This window comes from Shigella dysenteriae (genome assembly GCF_022354085.1).
GTDB lineage: Bacteria > Pseudomonadota > Gammaproteobacteria > Enterobacterales > Enterobacteriaceae > Escherichia > Escherichia coli.
This window is the reverse complement of the sequence record NZ_CP055055.1, coordinates 3,248,604-3,265,696: the sequence shown is the minus strand read 5'-3', so window position 1 is coordinate 3,265,696 and position 17,093 is coordinate 3,248,604. Positions and strand designations below refer to the sequence as shown.

At 51.9% G+C, this 17,093-nt stretch carries 18 protein-coding genes and 1 pseudogene; 16 read left to right on the top strand and 3 right to left on the bottom strand.

Going from position 1 to position 17,093, the window contains the following annotated elements; all coding sequences use genetic code 11:
• The first annotated feature begins 54 nt into the window (after positions 1-54).
• From HUZ68_RS15635 to rpnB, 15 genes are all read left to right on the top strand, one after another.
• Positions 55-1,068, top strand: coding sequence for an aspartate-semialdehyde dehydrogenase (locus HUZ68_RS15635; protein ID WP_001289167.1), 1,014 nt, complete (start codon positions 55-57; stop codon positions 1,066-1,068).
• Positions 1,068-1,880: a tRNA pseudouridine(38-40) synthase TruA gene (truA, locus tag HUZ68_RS15630; protein ID WP_001283590.1), complete on the top strand. Its 813-nt coding sequence runs from the start codon at positions 1,068-1,070 to the stop codon at positions 1,878-1,880. Before HUZ68_RS15635 ends, truA begins: the two co-directional genes overlap by 1 nt.
• An 82-nt stretch (positions 1,881-1,962) precedes the next feature.
• The gene (locus HUZ68_RS15625) at positions 1,963-2,622 is read left to right on the top strand and encodes a DedA family protein (protein ID WP_000364335.1); all 660 of its coding nucleotides are present in this window, start codon (positions 1,963-1,965) and stop codon (positions 2,620-2,622) included.
• A 155-nt stretch (positions 2,623-2,777) separates the two neighbouring features.
• Entirely contained in the window at positions 2,778-3,692 is a 915-nt protein-coding gene (gene accD, locus HUZ68_RS15620) for an acetyl-CoA carboxylase, carboxyltransferase subunit beta (RefSeq protein WP_000118404.1), read from the top strand.
• Between the two features lie 69 nt (positions 3,693-3,761).
• Positions 3,762-5,030 (top strand): bifunctional tetrahydrofolate synthase/dihydrofolate synthase, encoded by a 1,269-nt coding sequence (folC, locus tag HUZ68_RS15615; protein ID WP_000584579.1) that lies wholly within the window; start codon positions 3,762-3,764, stop codon positions 5,028-5,030.
• A complete protein-coding gene (gene dedD / locus HUZ68_RS15610) occupies positions 5,020-5,682 on the top strand; it encodes a cell division protein DedD (RefSeq protein ID WP_000157015.1) in 663 nt (220 codons plus the stop codon). Before folC ends, dedD begins: the two co-directional genes overlap by 11 nt.
• A gap of 441 nt (positions 5,683-6,123) precedes the next feature.
• Positions 6,124-6,612 (top strand): colicin V production protein, encoded by a 489-nt coding sequence (gene cvpA / locus HUZ68_RS15605; protein ID WP_000262113.1) that lies wholly within the window; start codon positions 6,124-6,126, stop codon positions 6,610-6,612.
• Between the two features lie 36 nt (positions 6,613-6,648).
• Positions 6,649-8,166 carry an amidophosphoribosyltransferase gene (gene purF / locus HUZ68_RS15600; RefSeq protein WP_000334220.1) on the top strand — a complete coding sequence of 506 codons (1,518 nt, stop codon included), beginning with the start codon at positions 6,649-6,651 and terminating at the stop codon, positions 8,164-8,166.
• A 94-nt stretch (positions 8,167-8,260) separates the two neighbouring features.
• Positions 8,261-8,830: a flavin prenyltransferase UbiX gene (gene ubiX, locus HUZ68_RS15595; RefSeq protein WP_112924920.1), complete on the top strand. Its 570-nt coding sequence runs from the start codon at positions 8,261-8,263 to the stop codon at positions 8,828-8,830.
• Positions 8,831-9,094: 264 nt separating this feature from the next.
• Complete coding sequence (gene argT / locus HUZ68_RS15590) at positions 9,095-9,877, top strand: lysine/arginine/ornithine ABC transporter substrate-binding protein ArgT (RefSeq protein ID WP_000748264.1); 783 nt, start codon at positions 9,095-9,097, stop codon at positions 9,875-9,877.
• A gap of 220 nt (positions 9,878-10,097) precedes the next feature.
• Positions 10,098-10,880, top strand: coding sequence for a histidine ABC transporter substrate-binding protein HisJ (gene hisJ, locus HUZ68_RS15585; protein WP_000737621.1), 783 nt, complete (start codon positions 10,098-10,100; stop codon positions 10,878-10,880).
• Positions 10,881-10,969: 89 nt separating this feature from the next.
• On the top strand, positions 10,970-11,656 hold the full coding sequence (gene hisQ, locus HUZ68_RS15580; RefSeq protein ID WP_000965518.1) for a histidine ABC transporter permease HisQ: 687 nt from the start codon (positions 10,970-10,972) through the stop codon (positions 11,654-11,656).
• Positions 11,653-12,369, top strand: coding sequence for an ABC transporter permease (locus HUZ68_RS15575; RefSeq protein ID WP_000569958.1), 717 nt, complete (start codon positions 11,653-11,655; stop codon positions 12,367-12,369). Before hisQ ends, HUZ68_RS15575 begins: the two co-directional genes overlap by 4 nt.
• Before the next feature lie 7 nt (positions 12,370-12,376).
• A complete protein-coding gene (gene hisP, locus HUZ68_RS15570) occupies positions 12,377-13,150 on the top strand; it encodes a histidine ABC transporter ATP-binding protein HisP (protein ID WP_001293612.1) in 774 nt (257 codons plus the stop codon).
• Positions 13,151-13,346: 196 nt separating this feature from the next.
• Entirely contained in the window at positions 13,347-14,249 is a 903-nt protein-coding gene (gene rpnB / locus HUZ68_RS15565; protein WP_000156142.1) for a recombination-promoting nuclease RpnB, read from the top strand.
• A gap of 47 nt (positions 14,250-14,296) precedes the next feature.
• Here rpnB and HUZ68_RS15560 read toward each other — a convergent pair whose 3' ends face one another.
• The 3 genes and pseudogenes from HUZ68_RS15560 to yfcG form a co-directional block, all read right to left on the bottom strand.
• Positions 14,297-15,190, bottom strand: coding sequence for a TIGR01777 family oxidoreductase (locus HUZ68_RS15560; RefSeq protein WP_001028312.1), 894 nt, complete (start codon positions 15,188-15,190; stop codon positions 14,297-14,299).
• A 20-nt stretch (positions 15,191-15,210) separates the two neighbouring features.
• Complete coding sequence (gene folX, locus HUZ68_RS15555; protein WP_000068457.1) at positions 15,211-15,573, bottom strand: dihydroneopterin triphosphate 2'-epimerase; 363 nt, start codon at positions 15,571-15,573, stop codon at positions 15,211-15,213.
• Between the two features lie 56 nt (positions 15,574-15,629).
• A pseudogene (gene yfcG / locus HUZ68_RS15550) lies at positions 15,630-16,277 on the bottom strand (GSH-dependent disulfide bond oxidoreductase).
• 135 nt (positions 16,278-16,412) lie between these two features.
• On the opposite strand from yfcG, the gene yfcF reads away from it, so the two are divergent.
• Positions 16,413-17,057, top strand: a complete 645-nt coding sequence (gene yfcF / locus HUZ68_RS15545) for a glutathione transferase (RefSeq protein ID WP_033815400.1) — start codon at positions 16,413-16,415, stop codon at positions 17,055-17,057.
• The last annotated feature ends 36 nt before the right edge of the window (positions 17,058-17,093 follow it).

The following is a 17,093-nucleotide window of genomic DNA, read 5'->3' as shown; positions in this document are numbered from 1 at the left end:
TGCTCTCTGCTGTAACATTGGCAGGGAGCTTTGCTATTTCTGGAGTAAACCACCATGTCTGAAGGCTGGAACATTGCCGTCCTGGGCGCAACTGGCGCTGTGGGCGAAGCCCTGCTTGAAACGCTGGCTGAACGTCAGTTCCCGGTTGGGGAAATTTATGCACTGGCACGTAACGAAAGCGCAGGCGAACAACTGCGCTTTGGTGGTAAGACAATCACCGTGCAGGATGCCGCTGAATTCGACTGGACGCAGGCGCAGCTGGCATTTTTTGTCGCAGGCAAAGAAGCTACCGCTGCCTGGGTTGAAGAAGCGACCAACTCAGGTTGCCTGGTGATCGACAGCAGCGGATTGTTTGCTCTCGAACCCGACGTACCGCTGGTGGTGCCGGAAGTAAACCCGTTTGTACTGACCGATTACCGCAACCGGAATGTCATCGCCGTACCGGACAGTCTGACCAGCCAGTTGCTGGCGGCACTGAAACCGTTAATCGATCAGGGCGGTTTATCACGTATCAGCGTTACCAGCCTGATTTCAGCCTCCGCCCAGGGCAAAAAAGCGGTCGATGCGTTAGCGGGGCAGAGTGCTAAATTGCTCAACGGCATTCCGATTGACGAAGAAGATTTCTTCGGGCGTCAGCTGGCGTTCAACATGCTGCCGTTACTGCCGGATAGCGAAGGTAGCGTGCGTGAAGAACGTCGTATCGTTGACGAAGTACGCAAAATCCTGCAGGACGAAGGACTGATGATTTCGGCAAGCGTCGTCCAGGCACCGGTATTCTACGGTCATGCCCAGATGGTCAACTTTGAAGCTCTGCGTCCACTGGCAGCAGAAGAAGCGCGTGATGCGTTTGTTCAAGGGGAAGATATTGTGCTCTCTGAAGAGAACGAATTCCCAACTCAGGTAGGTGATGCTTCTGGTACGCCGCATCTTTCTGTTGGCTGCGTGCGTAATGACTACGGTATGCCGGAGCAAGTCCAGTTCTGGTCGGTGGCCGATAACGTTCGCTTTGGCGGCGCGCTGATGGCAGTAAAAATCGCCGAGAAACTGGTGCAGGAGTATCTGTACTAATGTCCGACCAGCAACAACCGCCAGTTTATAAAATTGCGCTGGGCATTGAGTACGACGGCAGTAAGTATTACGGCTGGCAACGGCAGAACGAAGTTCGCAGTGTGCAGGAGAAGCTGGAAAAGGCGCTCTCCCAGGTGGCGAACGAACCCATCACCGTCTTCTGCGCCGGGCGTACTGACGCAGGGGTACACGGTACCGGGCAGGTTGTGCATTTCGAAACAACCGCGCAGCGCAAAGACGCTGCGTGGACGTTGGGCGTAAATGCGAATTTACCTGGTGACATCGCCGTGCGTTGGGTTAAAGCTGTACCTGATGATTTTCATGCCCGATTTAGCGCCACGGCTCGCCGTTATCGCTACATCATCTACAATCATCGGCTGCGCCCGGCGGTACTGAGTAAAGGGGTAACCCATTTTTACGAACCGCTGGACGCTGAACGGATGCATCGGGCTGCGCAATGCTTGCTGGGCGAGAATGATTTCACCTCGTTCCGTGCGGTGCAGTGCCAGTCCCGAACCCCGTGGCGCAACGTTATGCATATTAATGTCACGCGTCACGGTCCTTATGTGGTGGTAGATATCAAAGCGAATGCCTTTGTACATCATATGGTCAGGAATATTGTCGGCAGCCTGATGGAAGTCGGTGCCCACAACCAGCCGGAGAGCTGGATAGCAGAGTTGCTGGCGGCAAAGGACAGAACGCTGGCGGCAGCAACGGCAAAAGCGGAAGGGCTGTATCTGGTCGCGGTGGATTACCCTGACCGGTATGATCTTCCAAAACCGCCAATGGGCCCGCTATTTCTGGCGGACTAACGAGAATAATGCTCGGAACATTTCAGGCTGTAGCCAACGTAGTTACAGCCTGAAAGATGACGAGTACAAGGCATAGGCAAATATGGACCTGATTTATTTCCTCATCGATTTTATCCTGCACATTGACGTGCATCTGGCAGAGCTGGTCGCGGAGTACGGCGTCTGGGTTTATGCCATTTTGTTCTTAATTTTGTTCTGTGAAACCGGTCTGGTGGTAACGCCGTTTTTACCGGGTGATTCATTGCTGTTTGTTGCCGGAGCGTTGGCATCACTGGAAACCAACGATCTCAACGTCCATATGATGGTGGTGCTGATGCTGATCGCCGCGATTGTGGGTGACGCGGTCAATTACACTATCGGGCGGTTGTTCGGTGAAAAGTTATTCAGTAATCCCAATTCGAAAATTTTCCGTCGCAGTTATCTCGACAAAACCCATCAGTTTTATGAGAAACATGGCGGCAAAACGATTATTCTCGCCCGTTTTGTGCCGATCGTCAGAACGTTCGCCCCGTTTGTTGCGGGAATGGGCCACATGTCGTACCGTCATTTCGCTGCTTATAACGTGATCGGCGCACTGTTGTGGGTACTGCTTTTTACCTACGCAGGCTATTTCTTCGGTACAATCCCGATGGTTCAGGATAACCTTAAGCTGCTGATCGTCGGGATTATTGTGGTTTCTATTTTGCCGGGCGTCATCGAAATAATCCGTCACAAACGCGCTGCGGCACGCGCCGCAAAATAAAAAGTAACTCCGCGGTTCGACCACTTTTTTATCCAAAGTTTCGGGCTGTTATGTTTTAATGTGCAACATTCATGGTCTGTTGGGGGCAAAAATGGCATTATGCGTCCCCAAAGATAAAACTGGCATCGAACCAGGTTCAGACAGAAAGGTCCCTAATGAGCTGGATTGAACGAATTAAAAGCAACATTACTCCCACCCGCAAGGCGAGCATTCCTGAAGGGGTGTGGACTAAGTGTGATAGCTGCGGTCAGGTTTTATACCGCGCTGAGCTGGAACGTAATCTTGAGGTCTGTCCGAAGTGTGACCATCACATGCGTATGACAGCGCGTAATCGCCTGCATAGCCTGTTAGATGAAGGAAGCCTTGTGGAGCTGGGTAGCGAGCTTGAGCCGAAAGATGTGCTGAAGTTTCGTGACTCCAAGAAGTATAAAGACCGTCTGGCATCTGCGCAGAAAGAAACTGGCGAAAAAGATGCGCTGGTGGTGATGAAAGGCACTCTGTATGGAATGCCGGTTGTCGCTGCGGCATTCGAGTTCGCCTTTATGGGCGGTTCAATGGGGTCTGTTGTGGGTGCGCGTTTCGTGCGTGCCGTTGAGCAGGCGCTGGAAGATAACTGCCCGCTGATCTGCTTCTCCGCCTCTGGTGGCGCACGTATGCAGGAAGCACTGATGTCGCTGATGCAGATGGCGAAAACCTCTGCGGCACTGGCAAAAATGCAGGAGCGCGGCTTGCCGTACATCTCCGTGCTGACCGACCCGACGATGGGCGGTGTTTCTGCAAGTTTCGCCATGCTGGGCGATCTCAACATCGCTGAACCGAAAGCGTTAATCGGCTTTGCCGGTCCGCGTGTTATCGAACAGACCGTTCGCGAAAAACTGCCGCCAGGATTCCAGCGCAGTGAATTCCTGATCGAGAAAGGCGCGATCGACATGATCGTCCGTCGTCCGGAAATGCGCCTGAAACTGGCGAGCATTCTGGCGAAGTTGATGAATCTGCCAGCGCCGAATCCTGAAGCGCCGCGTGAAGGCGTAGTGGTACCCCCGGTACCGGATCAGGAACCTGAGGCCTGATAACTGATAAGGGCAGGGCCACTGGCTCTGCCCTTTTGCTATTCTCACCGTAACGAATCAGCGGATACCATGATTATCAAACGCACTCCTCAAGCCGCGTCGCCTCTGGCTTCGTGGCTTTCTTATCTGGAAAACCTGCACAGTAAAACTATCGATCTCGGCCTTGAGCGCGTGAGCCAGGTCGCGGCGCGTCTTGGCGTTCTGAAACCAGCGCCATTTGTGTTTACCGTTGCGGGTACGAATGGCAAAGGCACCACCTGCCGTACGCTGGAGTCGATTCTGATGGCGGCAGGGTACAAAGTGGGCGTCTACAGTTCGCCTCATCTGGTGCGTTATACCGAGCGCGTACGTGTGCAGGGTCAGGAATTGCCGGAATCGGCCCACACCGCCTCTTTTGCGGAGATTGAATCGGCACGCGGTGATATTTCCCTGACCTATTTCGAGTACGGTACGCTGTCGGCGTTGTGGCTGTTCAAACAGGCACAACTTGACGTGGTGATTCTGGAAGTAGGGCTGGGCGGTCGTCTGGACGCAACCAATATTGTCGACGCCGATGTCGCGGTAGTAACCAGTATTGCGCTGGATCATACCGACTGGCTGGGGCCAGATCGCGAAAGTATTGGTCGCGAGAAAGCAGGCATCTTCCGCAGCGAAAAACCGGCAATTGTCGGTGAGCCGGAAATGCCTTCTACCATTGCTGATGTGGCGCAGGAAAAAGGTGCACTGTTACAACGTCGGGGCGTTGAGTGGAACTATTCCGTCACCGATCATGACTGGACGTTTAGCGATGCTCACGGCACGCTGGAAAACCTGCCGTTGCCGCTTATCCCGCAACCGAATGCCGCAACGGCGCTGGCGGCACTGCGTGCCAGCGGGCTGGAGGTCAGTGAAAATGCCATTCGCGACGGGATTGCCAGCGCAATTTTGCCGGGACGTTTCCAGATTGTGAGCGAGTCGCCACGCGTTATTTTTGATGTCGCGCATAATCCACATGCGGCGGAATATCTCACCGGGCGTATGAAAGCGCTACCGAAAAACGGGCGCGTGCTGGCGGTTATCGGTATGCTACATGATAAAGATATTGCCGGAACTCTGGCCTGGTTGAAAAGCGTGGTTGATGACTGGTATTGTGCGCCACTGGAAGGGCCGCGCGGTGCCACGGCAGAACAACTGCTTGAGCATTTGGGTAACGGCAAATCATTTGATAGCGTTGCGCAGGCATGGGATGCCGCAATGGCGGACGCTAAAGCGGAAGACACCGTGCTGGTGTGTGGTTCTTTCCACACGGTCGCACATGTCATGGAAGTGATTGACGCGAGGAGAAGCGGTGGCAAGTAAGTTTCAGAATCGGTTAGTGGGCACGATCGTGCTGGTGGCGCTGGGGGTGATTGTACTTCCAGGGCTGCTGGACGGGCAGAAAAAACATTATCAGGATGAGTTTGCGGCTATCCCGCTGGTTCCAAAAGCGGGCGATCGCGATGAGCCTGATATGATGCCAGCCGCCACCCAGGCGTTGCCGACGCAGCCGCCGGAAGGCGCAGCGGAAGAGGTGCGGGCTGGTGATGCCGCAGCACCGTCGCTCGATCCGACCACTATTGCAGCCAATAACACCGAGTTTGAACCGGAACCTGCACCGGTCGCCCCACCGAAGCCGAAACCGGTGGAGCCGCCGAAACCGAAGGTTGAAGCACCACCTGCGCCGAAGCCAGAACCGAAGCCGGTCGTGGAAGAAAAAGCTGCACCGACGGGTAAAGCCTATGTTGTGCAACTGGGGGCGCTGAAAAATGCCGATAAAGTGAATGAGATTGTCGGTAAGCTGCGCGGTGCCGGTTATCGGGTTTATACGTCGCCATCCACGCCAGTGCAGGGTAAAATTACCCGTATTCTGGTTGGGCCAGATGCCTCGAAAGATAAGCTGAAAGGATCGCTGGGTGAGTTGAAGCAACTTTCTGGCTTAAGTGGCGTGGTAATGGGCTATACGCCGAATTAATACGGTCTTGCCTGATGCGACGCTGGCGCGTCTTATCAGGCCTACGCAGGGGTAGAACCGTAGGTCGGATAAGGCGTTTACGCCGCATCCGACAGCCGTTGCCTGATGCGACGCCTGGCGCGTCTTATCAGGCCTACGCAGGGGTAGAACCGTAGGTCGGATAAGGCATTCACGCCGCATCCGACAGCCGTTGCCTGATGCGACGCTGGTGCGTCTTATCAGGCCTACGCAGGGGTAGAACCGTAGGTCGGATAAGGCGTTTACGCCGCATCCGACACGCATTGCACGATGCCGCAAAGGCATAAAAAGTCGATGGCGTTGAATATTTTTTCAGCGCCATTTTTATTGATGCGCGGGAAGGAAATCCCTACGCAAACGTTTTCTTTTTCTGTTAGAATGCGCCCCGAACAGGATGACAGGGCGTAAAATCGTGGGACACATATGGTCTGGATTGATTACGCCATAATCGCGGTGATTGCTTTTTCCTCTCTGGTTAGCCTGATCCGCGGCTTTGTTCGTGAAGCGTTATCGCTGGTGACATGGGGGTGTGCTTTCTTTGTTGCCAGTCATTACTACACTTACCTGTCAGTCTGGTTTACGGGCTTTGAAGACGAACTGGTTCGAAATGGGATTGCCATCGCGGTACTGTTTATCGCTACCCTGATCGTTGGTGCTATCGTGAACTTCGTGATAGGCCAGCTGGTGGAGAAAACGGGGTTGTCAGGCACCGATCGGGTGCTGGGCGTCTGTTTCGGTGCGTTGCGCGGTGTGTTGATTGTTGCTGCCATTCTCTTCTTTCTCGACTCCTTTACCGGGGTGTCGAAAAGCGAAGACTGGAGCAAATCACAGCTGATCCCGCAGTTCAGTTTTATCATCAGATGGTTTTTTGATTATCTGCAAAGCTCGTCAAGTTTCTTGCCCAGAGCGTAAGTGCTCTGAGATGTGGCTTAACGAGGAAAAAGACGTATGTGCGGTATTGTCGGTATCGCCGGTGTTATGCCGGTTAACCAGTCGATTTATGATGCCTTAACGGTGCTTCAGCATCGCGGTCAGGATGCCGCTGGCATCATCACCATAGATGCCAATAACTGCTTCCGTTTGCGTAAAGCGAACGGGCTGGTGAGCGATGTATTTGAAGCTCGCCATATGCAGCGTTTGCAGGGCAATATGGGCATTGGTCATGTGCGTTACCCTACGGCTGGCAGCTCCAGCGCCTCTGAAGCGCAGCCGTTTTACGTTAACTCTCCGTATGGCATTACGCTTGCCCACAACGGCAATCTGACCAACGCTCACGAGTTGCGTAAAAAACTGTTTGAAGAAAAACGCCGCCACATCAACACCACTTCCGACTCGGAAATTCTGCTTAATATCTTCGCCAGCGAGCTGGACAACTTCCGCCACTACCCGCTGGAAGCCGACAACATTTTCGCCGCCATCGCTGCTACAAACCGCTTAATCCGCGGCGCGTATGCCTGTGTGGCGATGATTATCGGCCACGGTATGGTTGCTTTCCGCGATCCAAACGGTATTCGTCCGCTGGTTCTGGGAAAACGTGATATTGACGAGAACCGCACAGAATATATGGTCGCTTCCGAAAGCGTTGCGCTCGATACACTGGGCTTTGATTTCCTGCGTGACGTCGCGCCTGGCGAAGCGATTTACATCACTGAAGAAGGGCAGTTGTTTACCCGTCAATGTGCTGACAATCCGGTCAGCAATCCGTGCCTGTTTGAGTATGTATACTTTGCTCGCCCGGACTCGTTCATCGACAAAATTTCCGTTTACAGCGCGCGTGTGAATATGGGCACGAAACTGGGCGAGAAAATTGCCCGCGAATGGGAAGATCTGGATATCGACGTGGTGATCCCGATCCCGGAAACCTCGTGTGATATCGCGCTGGAAATTGCTCGTATTCTGGGCAAACCGTACCGTCAGGGCTTCGTTAAAAACCGCTATGTTGGCCGTACCTTCATCATGCCGGGTCAGCAGCTGCGTCGTAAGTCCGTGCGCCGTAAACTGAACGCCAACCGCGCCGAGTTCCGCGATAAAAACGTCCTGCTGGTCGACGACTCCATCGTCCGTGGCACCACTTCTGAGCAGATTATCGAGATGGCACGCGAAGCCGGAGCGAAGAAAGTGTACCTCGCTTCTGCGGCACCGGAAATTCGCTTCCCGAACGTTTACGGTATCGATATGCCGAGCGCTACGGAACTGATCGCTCACGGTCGCGAAGTAGATGAAATTCGCCAGATCATCGGTGCTGACGGGTTGATTTTCCAGGATCTGAACGATCTGATCGACGCCGTTCGCGCTGAAAACCCGGATATCCAGCAGTTTGAATGCTCGGTGTTCAACGGCGTCTACGTCACCAAAGATGTTGATCAGGGCTACCTCGATTTCCTCGATACTTTACGTAATGACGACGCCAAAGCAGTGCAACGTCAGAACGAAGTGGAAAATCTCGAAATGCATAACGAAGGATGATGCCTTCGCTCAGGGTGCCGGTCTGGCACCCTGACTTGCAACTCCCGCCGAAATCCTGCAAAGTCTGCCTGCAAGTCTGACAGGGTAACTATTTATGAAACGACTTATTGTGGGCATCAGCGGTGCCAGCGGCGCGATTTATGGCGTGCGCTTATTACAGGTTCTGCGCGATGTCACAGATATCGAAACGCATCTGGTAATGAGCCAGGCGGCGCGCCAGACCTTATCCCTCGAAACGGATTTTTCCCTGCGCGAAGTGCAGGTGTTAGCCGATGTCACGCACGATGCGCGCGATATTGCCGCCAGCATCTCTTCCGGTTCTTTCCAGACGCTGGGGATGGTGATTTTACCCTGTTCAATCAAAACCCTTTCCGGCATTGTCCATAGCTATACTGATGGCTTACTGACCCGTGCGGCAGATGTGGTGCTGAAAGAGCGTCGCCCGTTGGTGCTCTGCGTGCGTGAAACACCATTGCACTTAGGTCATCTGCGTTTAATGACTCAGGCAGCAGAAATCGGTGCGGTGATTATGCCTCCCGTTCCGGCGTTTTATCATCGCCCGCAATCCCTTGATGATGTGATAAATCAGACGGTTAATCGTGTTCTTGACCAGTTTGCAATAACCCTTCCTGAAGATCTCTTTGCCCGCTGGCAGGGCGCATAACTCCGCTGTTGCCCTGTTTCAGGGCAATTTTGCAACCGCGATCAAATCCTCGACATTTTGTTTCTGCCATTCAATCGAAACGCTGCGATTCAACCGCTATACCTGCTATCTTCAACTTTAGGACAATAATGCAACGTCTTATTAACATATTTAACGTTGAATGTTACTGTTGTCGTCAAGATGGCATAAGACCTGCATGAAAGAGCCTGCAAACACACAACACAATACACAACATAAAAAGCCATTTTCACTTGAGGGTTATGTATGAAGAAGTCGATTCTCGCTCTGTCTTTGTTAGTCGGTCTCTCCGCAGCGGCTTCCAGCTATGCGGCGCTACCGGAGACGGTACGTATCGGAACCGATACCACCTATGCGCCGTTCTCGTCGAAAGATGCTAAAGGTGATTTTGTTGGCTTTGATATCGATCTCGGTAACGAGATGTGCAAACGGATGCAGGTGAAATGTACCTGGGTTGCCAGTGACTTTGACGCGCTGATCCCCTCACTGAAAGCGAAAAAAATCGACGCCATTATTTCGTCGCTCTCCATTACCGATAAACGTCAGCAGGAGATTGCTTTCTCCGACAAGTTGTACGCCGCAGATTCTCGTTTGATTGCCGCCAAAGGTTCGCCGATTCAGCCAACGCTGGATTCACTGAAAGGTAAACATGTGGGTGTGCTGCAGGGATCAACCCAGGAAGCTTACGCTAACGAGACCTGGCGTAGCAAAGGTGTGGATGTGGTGGCCTATGCCAACCAGGATTTGGTCTATTCCGATCTGGCTGCAGGACGTCTGGATGCCGCACTGCAGGATGAAGTGGCGGCCAGCGAAGGTTTCCTCAAGCAACCCGCCGGTAAAGAGTTCGCTTTTGCTGGCTCATCAGTGAAAGACAAAAAATACTTCGGTGATGGCACCGGTGTAGGGCTACGTAAAGATGATACTGAACTGACGGCTGCGTTTAATAAGGCGCTTGGAGAGCTGCGTCAGGACGGCACTTACGACAAGATGGCGAAAAAGTATTTTGACTTTAATGTCTACGGTGACTGATACGTCGCTGGGAAGCTGTACCTGATGGAATGATCATCATGGTGCACGCCAGGTTTGTTGCACTATAGTGGTGCATTGAAATGCATACTTAAGCATTTTTAATGAAAAATAATACGTCTAACGGGGCGGGATATTTTGCCTTGATGGTCAATTTTATGGCACGATAAGTGTAACAAACCTGTAAATATTCCCTATAAAAAGACTGTCAGTTGAGGACATTATGAAAAAACTGGTGCTATCGCTCTCTCTGGTTCTGGCCTTCTCCAGCGCAACTGCGGCATTTGCTGCGATTCCGCAAAACATCCGCATCGGTACCGACCCGACCTATGCGCCATTTGAATCAAAAAATTCACAAGGCGAACTGGTTGGCTTCGATATCGATCTGGCAAAGGAATTATGCAAACGCATCAATACGCAATGTACGTTTGTCGAAAATCCGCTGGATGCGTTAATCCCGTCCTTAAAAGCGAAGAAGATTGACGCCATCATGTCATCGCTTTCCATTACGGAAAAACGTCAGCAAGAAATAGCCTTCACCGACAAACTGTACGCTGCCGATTCTCGTTTGGTGGTGGCGAAAAATTCTGACATTCAGCCGACAGTCGAGTCGCTGAAAGGCAAACGGGTAGGCGTATTGCAGGGCACCACCCAGGAGACGTTCGGTAATGAACATTGGGCACCAAAAGGCATTGAAATCGTCTCGTATCAGGGGCAGGACAACATTTATTCTGACCTGACTGCCGGACGTATTGATGCCGCGTTCCAGGATGAGGTCGCTGCCAGCGAAGGTTTCCTCAAACAACCTGTCGGTAAAGATTACAAATTCGGTGGCCCGTCTGTTAAAGATGAAAAACTGTTTGGCGTAGGGACCGGCATGGGCCTGCGTAAAGAAGATAACGAACTGCGCGAAGCACTGAACAAAGCCTTTGCCGAAATGCGCGCTGACGGTACTTACGAGAAATTAGCGAAAAAGTACTTCGATTTTGATGTTTATGGTGGCTAATCGCCATCGGTGAAAGAAAGCCCGCTCCCTTCGGGTAACCGGAGGGAGACAAGAGGCGGTAATTCACCACACACGACAGGACAGGCAGCATGTTGTATGGGTTTTCAGGTGTTATTTTACAGGGTGCGCTCGTCACGCTGGAGCTGGCTATCAGCTCTGTAGTGCTCGCTGTAATCATCGGTTTAATTGGCGCTGGCGGTAAGCTCTCGCAAAATCGGCTTTCGGGGCTGATTTTCGAAGGCTACACCACGCTGATTCGTGGCGTGCCGGACTTGGTGTTGATGCTGCTGATTTTCTACGGTTTGCAGATTGCACTAAACACGGTGACGGAGGCGATGGGCGTCGGGCAGATTGATATCGATCCGATGGTCGCTGGTATTATCACTCTCGGTTTTATCTACGGTGCTTACTTCACCGAAACGTTCCGTGGCGCGTTTATGGCAGTGCCGAAAGGACACATAGAGGCGGCGACGGCGTTCGGTTTTACTCGTGGGCAAGTGTTTCGGCGGATCATGTTTCCGGCGATGATGCGTTACGCCCTGCCAGGCATTGGCAACAACTGGCAGGTGATCCTCAAATCTACCGCACTGGTTTCGTTACTCGGCCTGGAAGATGTGGTCAAAGCCACGCAGCTGGCAGGCAAAAGTACCTGGGAACCGTTCTATTTCGCCATCGTCTGTGGCGTGATTTACCTGGTTTTCACCACCGTTTCCAATGGTGTGCTGCTGTTCCTTGAGCGCCGCTACTCCGTGGGTGTGAAGAGGGCTGACCTGTGATCGAAATCTTACATGAATACTGGAAACCGCTGCTGTGGACCGACGGTTATCGCTTTACTGGTGTGGCGATCACTCTGTGGCTGCTTATTTTGTCGGTAGTGATAGGCGGAGTCCTGGCGCTGTTTCTGGCGATTGGTCGTGTCTCCAGTAATAAATACATCCAGTTTCCAATCTGGTTATTTACCTATATTTTTCGCGGTACGCCGCTGTATGTTCAGTTGCTGGTGTTCTATTCCGGCATGTATACGCTGGAGATTGTTAAGGGGACCGAGTTTCTTAACGCCTTTTTCCGCAGTGGCCTGAACTGTACCGTGCTGGCGCTGACGCTTAACACCTGCGCTTACACTACCGAGATTTTTGCTGGGGCAATCCGTTCGGTTCCGCATGGGGAAATTGAAGCCGCCAGAGCCTATGGCTTCTCGACTTTTAAAATGTATCGCTGCATTATTTTGCCTTCTGCGCTGCGTATTGCGTTACCGGCATACAGCAACGAAGTGATCCTGATGCTGCACTCTACTGCGTTGGCATTTACTGCCACGGTGCCGGATCTGCTGAAAATAGCCCGCGATATTAACGCCGCCACGTATCAACCTTTTACCGCCTTCGGCATTGCCGCGGTGCTCTATTTAATCATCTCTTATGTCCTGATCAGCCTCTTTCGCAGAGCGGAAAAACGCTGGTTGCAGCATGTGAAACCTTCTTCAACGCACTGAGAATACGATGTCCGAGAATAAATTAAACGTTATCGATTTGCACAAACGCTATGGCGAACACGAAGTGCTGAAAGGGGTGTCACTGCAAGCGAATGCCGGAGATGTAATAAGCATCATCGGATCGTCGGGATCGGGGAAAAGTACCTTTCTGCGCTGCATTAACTTCCTCGAAAAACCGAGTGAAGGGTCGATCGTGGTCAATGGCCAGACGATCAATCTGGTGCGCGACAAAGACGGTCAACTCAAAGTCGCCGATAAAAATCAACTGCGCTTACTGCGCACACGCCTGACGATGGTATTCCAGCACTTCAATCTCTGGAGCCATATGACGGTGCTGGAAAACGTCATGGAAGCGCCGATTCAGGTGTTGGGCCTGAGCAAGCAGGAAGCGCGCGAGCGGGCGGTGAAGTATCTGGCAAAAGTCGGGATAGACGAACGTGCACAGGGGAAATATCCGGTGCATCTTTCCGGCGGTCAGCAACAGCGTGTTTCTATCGCGCGGGCGCTGGCGATGGAACCGGAAGTTTTACTGTTTGATGAACCTACCTCGGCGCTCGATCCTGAACTGGTAGGCGAAGTGTTGCGCATTATGCAGCAACTGGCAGAAGAGGGGAAAACCATGGTGGTAGTGACTCACGAAATGGGCTTTGCTCGTCATGTTTCTACTCACGTCATTTTCCTCCATCAGGGGAAAATAGAGGAAGAAGGCGCGCCGGAGCAGTTATTTGGCAACCCGCAAAGCCCTCGTCTGCAACAGTTCCTTAAAGGTTCGCTGAAATAATTGCCTCTCCGGTGGCTAACGCTGCCGGAGTATTTTCAAGGGGAATTTGCGAGTCAGCTTCCGCTGAAATGTAAAAGTTGCAGTCCGCTAAAAATACTTCTGAATTCGCTGTCCAAAGATAAAAACTGCCTGCTGCATTGGGTGTTAATCGTGGTTATTGTCGCGTCATCTTAAATTTGAGGGGTGACGGAACGCCATGACAATATCGACAACTTCCACGCCGCATGATGCGGTATTTAAATCTTTTTTACGCCATCCAGACACCGCGCGGGATTTTATTGATATTCATCTTCCCGCGCCGCTGCGCAAACTGTGTGATTTAACGACGCTTAAACTGGAACCAAACAGTTTTATTGATGAAGACCTGCGGCAATATTATTCCGACCTCTTGTGGTCTGTGAAAACGCAGGAGGGAGTGGGTTATATTTATGTAGTGATAGAGCACCAAAGTAAGCCGGAAGAATTAATGGCTTTTCGCATGATGCGTTATTCCATTGCGGCAATGCAAAACCATCTTGATGCGGGCTATAAAGAGCTTCCATTGGTGATCCCGATGCTGTTTTATCATGGTTGCAGAAGTCCTTATCCTTATTCACTCTGCTGGCTTGATGAATTTGCCGAGCCTGCGATTGCCCGTAAAATATATTCATCGGCTTTTCCGTTGGTGGATATTACCGTGGTGCCGGATGACGAGATTATGCAACATCGCAAAATGGCGCTGTTGGAGTTAATTCAGAAACATATTCGTCAGCGCGATCTGTTGGGATTAGTCGACCAAATTGTTTCGCTGCTAGTTACAGGGAACACTAATGACAGACAGCTAAAAGCCCTGTTTAATTATGTATTACAAACGGGAGATGCCCAGCGTTTCCGTGCATTTATTGGTGAGATAGCAGAACGCGCACCACAGGAAAAGGAGAAACTGATGACCATTGCTGACAGATTACGTGAAGAAGGGCGGAATGATGGATTAATTCTTGGCAAACGCGAAGAAGCCCTGCGTATTGCTCAGGAGATGCTGGATAGAGGTTTAGACCGAGAGTTAGTTATGATGGTGACCCGACTTTCACCAGACGATCTTATCGCGCAAAGCCACTAACCCTGTAACACCGGGAGTTAACTGGCGGATGTTTGCAGTAAACCACATCAGCGAACGACATCCGCCAGCGCCTCTTCTAAATCGTACCAGCGAAACGCAAAACCCGCTTCTTCCAGCCGTTTAGGCAGCGCGCGTTGTCCACCTAATACCAGTACTGAAGATTCGCCCATTAACAGTCGAATGGCGGTCGCGGGGACGCGCAAAATGGCCGGGCGATGCAGCGCATGACCGAGCGCATGGGCAAATTGTTCATTGCGTACCGGGTAGGGCGAAACCATATTAAATGGCCCGCGCAGCTCGTTATCCAGCAGCCAGAGAATACCGTTGACCATATCATCAATATGAATCCAGGCCAGATACTGCCGACCAGAGCCAATCGGTCCGCCCAGGCCAAGACGAAACGGCGGCAGCATTTTACCGAGAATACCGCCATCCGGTGCCAGCACTACACCGGTACGCAGCAGGCACACTCGCGTTTTGTCACTTTGCGCCCGGCAGGCAATTTCTTCCCAGCGGGCGCAGAGTTTATGGGTAAATTCGTTATGCGGCGGTTCCTCTTCGGTAACCACCACTTCACCTAAGTCGCCATAATAGCCCGTTGCCGAGCCGGAAATGAGTACCGACGGTGGCGTGTCGCTGGCATTAATCAAATCGACCAGTTTTTGCGTGATATTCCAGCGGCTTTGGCAGAGACGCTCTTTTTGCTCGTGAGTCCAGCGTTTATCAGCAATCGGTTCTCCGGCGAGGTTGATTACCGCATCAACGCCGTTGAGGTTGCTTTGATCGGCAAGCCCTTGCCATAGCGTCACCTGCGGCCCGAGCACGGAACTGGCTTTCTGCGGGTTACGCGTCATTACCGTGATTTGATGGCCCAGCTCCAGCAAACGTGGAATCAAATGGCGACCAATTAATCCCGTCCCTCCGGTGATCACTATGTTCATGCAGCCTCCCGATATGGCGGTTAACGCTGCCAGCTTAAGGTCATGGATACCGAATCGGCGTAGCGCAGCGCGTGCAGTTTATCGATCTCCACTTCAGCATACGTCACCCAGTGATGTTCACGTGCGATATCGAGCACATCCTGAGTTAATTTTTCCAGCAAAGAGAAACGGTTATTCTCTACATGCTGAATAATGTTTTTCGTTACGGTGCGATAATTCAGCGCATCGTTGATATCTTCGCTAGTGCGCGCTTTATCGGCGGGGTAGTGGATCGTCACATTGATAACAATATCCTGACGGTTGTTAATTTCTTCTTCCTTAATTCCGATAAATGTACGTAAACGAAGGTTCTTTATACGAATAATAGCGGCAGGTTGTGCCATTGCAGGTTCTCCGTTGTTTTACTTAGGATGAAATAATACACGAGAACCTGTTTCTGTTAACTATCCGAACGCTCATCACCGAGTTGTGCTTTTAGCAGTGCCTGCCCGGTGGCAGGGCGCGAACGGATCCGCTCATGCCAGTTCTTGACTGCCGGATACATTGCGAGGTCAATTCGCTGGCGAGTCCAGGCATTAACCCACGGCCAGCAGGCAATATCCGCAATGCTGTAGTTCTCGCCTCCCAGCCAGGGCGAGTTTTCCAGCCGCTTGTTCAGTACATGGTACAGACGCTGAGTTTCAACCTGATAACGTTCAATAGCGTAAGGAATGGTTTGGGGGGCTGCGTGATTAAAATGATGATTTTGCCCAAGCATCGGCCCCAGTCCGCCTACCTGCCAGAATAATCACTGTAATGTGGCGGCGCGTTCACGCGTTTCATGACTCAAAAAGAGCCCCGTTTTCTCAGCCAGATACAACAAAATGGCACCAGATTCAAAGAGGCTTAGCGGTTCGCCGCCATCGGCTGGAGAATGATCAACAATTGCCGGAATTTTGTTGTTAGGCGAAATGCGCAAAAATTCCGGGCGAAACTGACCGCCTTTCCCCAGGTCTACCTTTATCAAGCGATAATCCAGCCCTGCTTCTTCGAGAAACAGCGTAATTTTGTGGCCATTGGGTGTCGGGGCGAAATAGAGATCGATCATTGCAGCTCCGGTTGTCTAATCATCTGAACACCACAAGTATAGAAAGCACGGCGACTTACGTGAGTATTCGTCACGTGACAGTGACAAAAAGGCTCTATAGTTTGATAGCCAGCCCCCTTTATTGCCGAGGACATAATGAGTAAACCCGCTATCACGCTTTGGTCAGATGCCCACTGTTTCTCCCCTTATGTGTTATCCGCCTGGGTGGCGTTGCAGGAAAAAGGCCTGTCGTTTCATATCAAGACCATCGACCTCGACAGCGGTGAACATTTGCAACCGACGTGGCAAGGTTACGGTCAGACACGCCGTGTGCCGTTATTACAAATCGATGATTTTGAGTTGAGTGAATCTTCTGCCATTGCGGAGTATCTGGAAGATCGATTTGCGCCACCGACCTGGGAACGTATTTATCCGCTTGATTTAGAAAATCGTGCACGTGCACGACAGATTCAGGCCTGGCTGCGCAGCGATCTGATGCCCATCCGCGAAGAGCGTCCGACGGATGTTGTCTTTGCGGGGGCGAAAAAAGCGCCACTAACGGCCGAGGGAAAAGCCAGTGCAGAGAAACTGTTCGCGATGGCAGAACATTTGTTAGTACTGGGTCAGCCGAATTTATTTGGTGAATGGTGCATTGCTGATACTGATCTGGCGCTAATGATTAACCGCCTGGTACTACATGGCGATGAGGTGCCAGAATGCCTGGTGGATTATGCGACATTCCAGTGGCAGCGAGCGTCTGTCCAGCGTTTTATTGCACTTTCGGCGAAGCAATCTGGCTGATAGCAACGACAGAATCCAGTATCATAGCTTACGTTT

Coding starts and splice junctions, on each gene's coding strand:
- HUZ68_RS15635 (WP_001289167.1), top strand. CDS start 55: ATGTCTGAAGGCTGGAACATTGCCGTCCTGGGCGCAACTGGCGCTGTG.
- truA (WP_001283590.1), top strand. CDS start 1,068: ATGTCCGACCAGCAACAACCGCCAGTTTATAAAATTGCGCTGGGCATT.
- HUZ68_RS15625 (WP_000364335.1), top strand. CDS start 1,963: ATGGACCTGATTTATTTCCTCATCGATTTTATCCTGCACATTGACGTG.
- accD (WP_000118404.1), top strand. CDS start 2,778: ATGAGCTGGATTGAACGAATTAAAAGCAACATTACTCCCACCCGCAAG.
- folC (WP_000584579.1), top strand. CDS start 3,762: ATGATTATCAAACGCACTCCTCAAGCCGCGTCGCCTCTGGCTTCGTGG.
- cvpA (WP_000262113.1), top strand. CDS start 6,124: ATGGTCTGGATTGATTACGCCATAATCGCGGTGATTGCTTTTTCCTCT.
- purF (WP_000334220.1), top strand. CDS start 6,649: ATGTGCGGTATTGTCGGTATCGCCGGTGTTATGCCGGTTAACCAGTCG.
- ubiX (WP_112924920.1), top strand. CDS start 8,261: ATGAAACGACTTATTGTGGGCATCAGCGGTGCCAGCGGCGCGATTTAT.
- argT (WP_000748264.1), top strand. CDS start 9,095: ATGAAGAAGTCGATTCTCGCTCTGTCTTTGTTAGTCGGTCTCTCCGCA.
- hisJ (WP_000737621.1), top strand. CDS start 10,098: ATGAAAAAACTGGTGCTATCGCTCTCTCTGGTTCTGGCCTTCTCCAGC.
- hisQ (WP_000965518.1), top strand. CDS start 10,970: ATGTTGTATGGGTTTTCAGGTGTTATTTTACAGGGTGCGCTCGTCACG.
- hisP (WP_001293612.1), top strand. CDS start 12,377: ATGTCCGAGAATAAATTAAACGTTATCGATTTGCACAAACGCTATGGC.
- rpnB (WP_000156142.1), top strand. CDS start 13,347: ATGACAATATCGACAACTTCCACGCCGCATGATGCGGTATTTAAATCT.
- HUZ68_RS15560 (WP_001028312.1), bottom strand. CDS start 15,190: ATGAACATAGTGATCACCGGAGGGACGGGATTAATTGGTCGCCATTTG.
- folX (WP_000068457.1), bottom strand. CDS start 15,573: ATGGCACAACCTGCCGCTATTATTCGTATAAAGAACCTTCGTTTACGT.
- yfcF (WP_033815400.1), top strand. CDS start 16,413: ATGAGTAAACCCGCTATCACGCTTTGGTCAGATGCCCACTGTTTCTCC.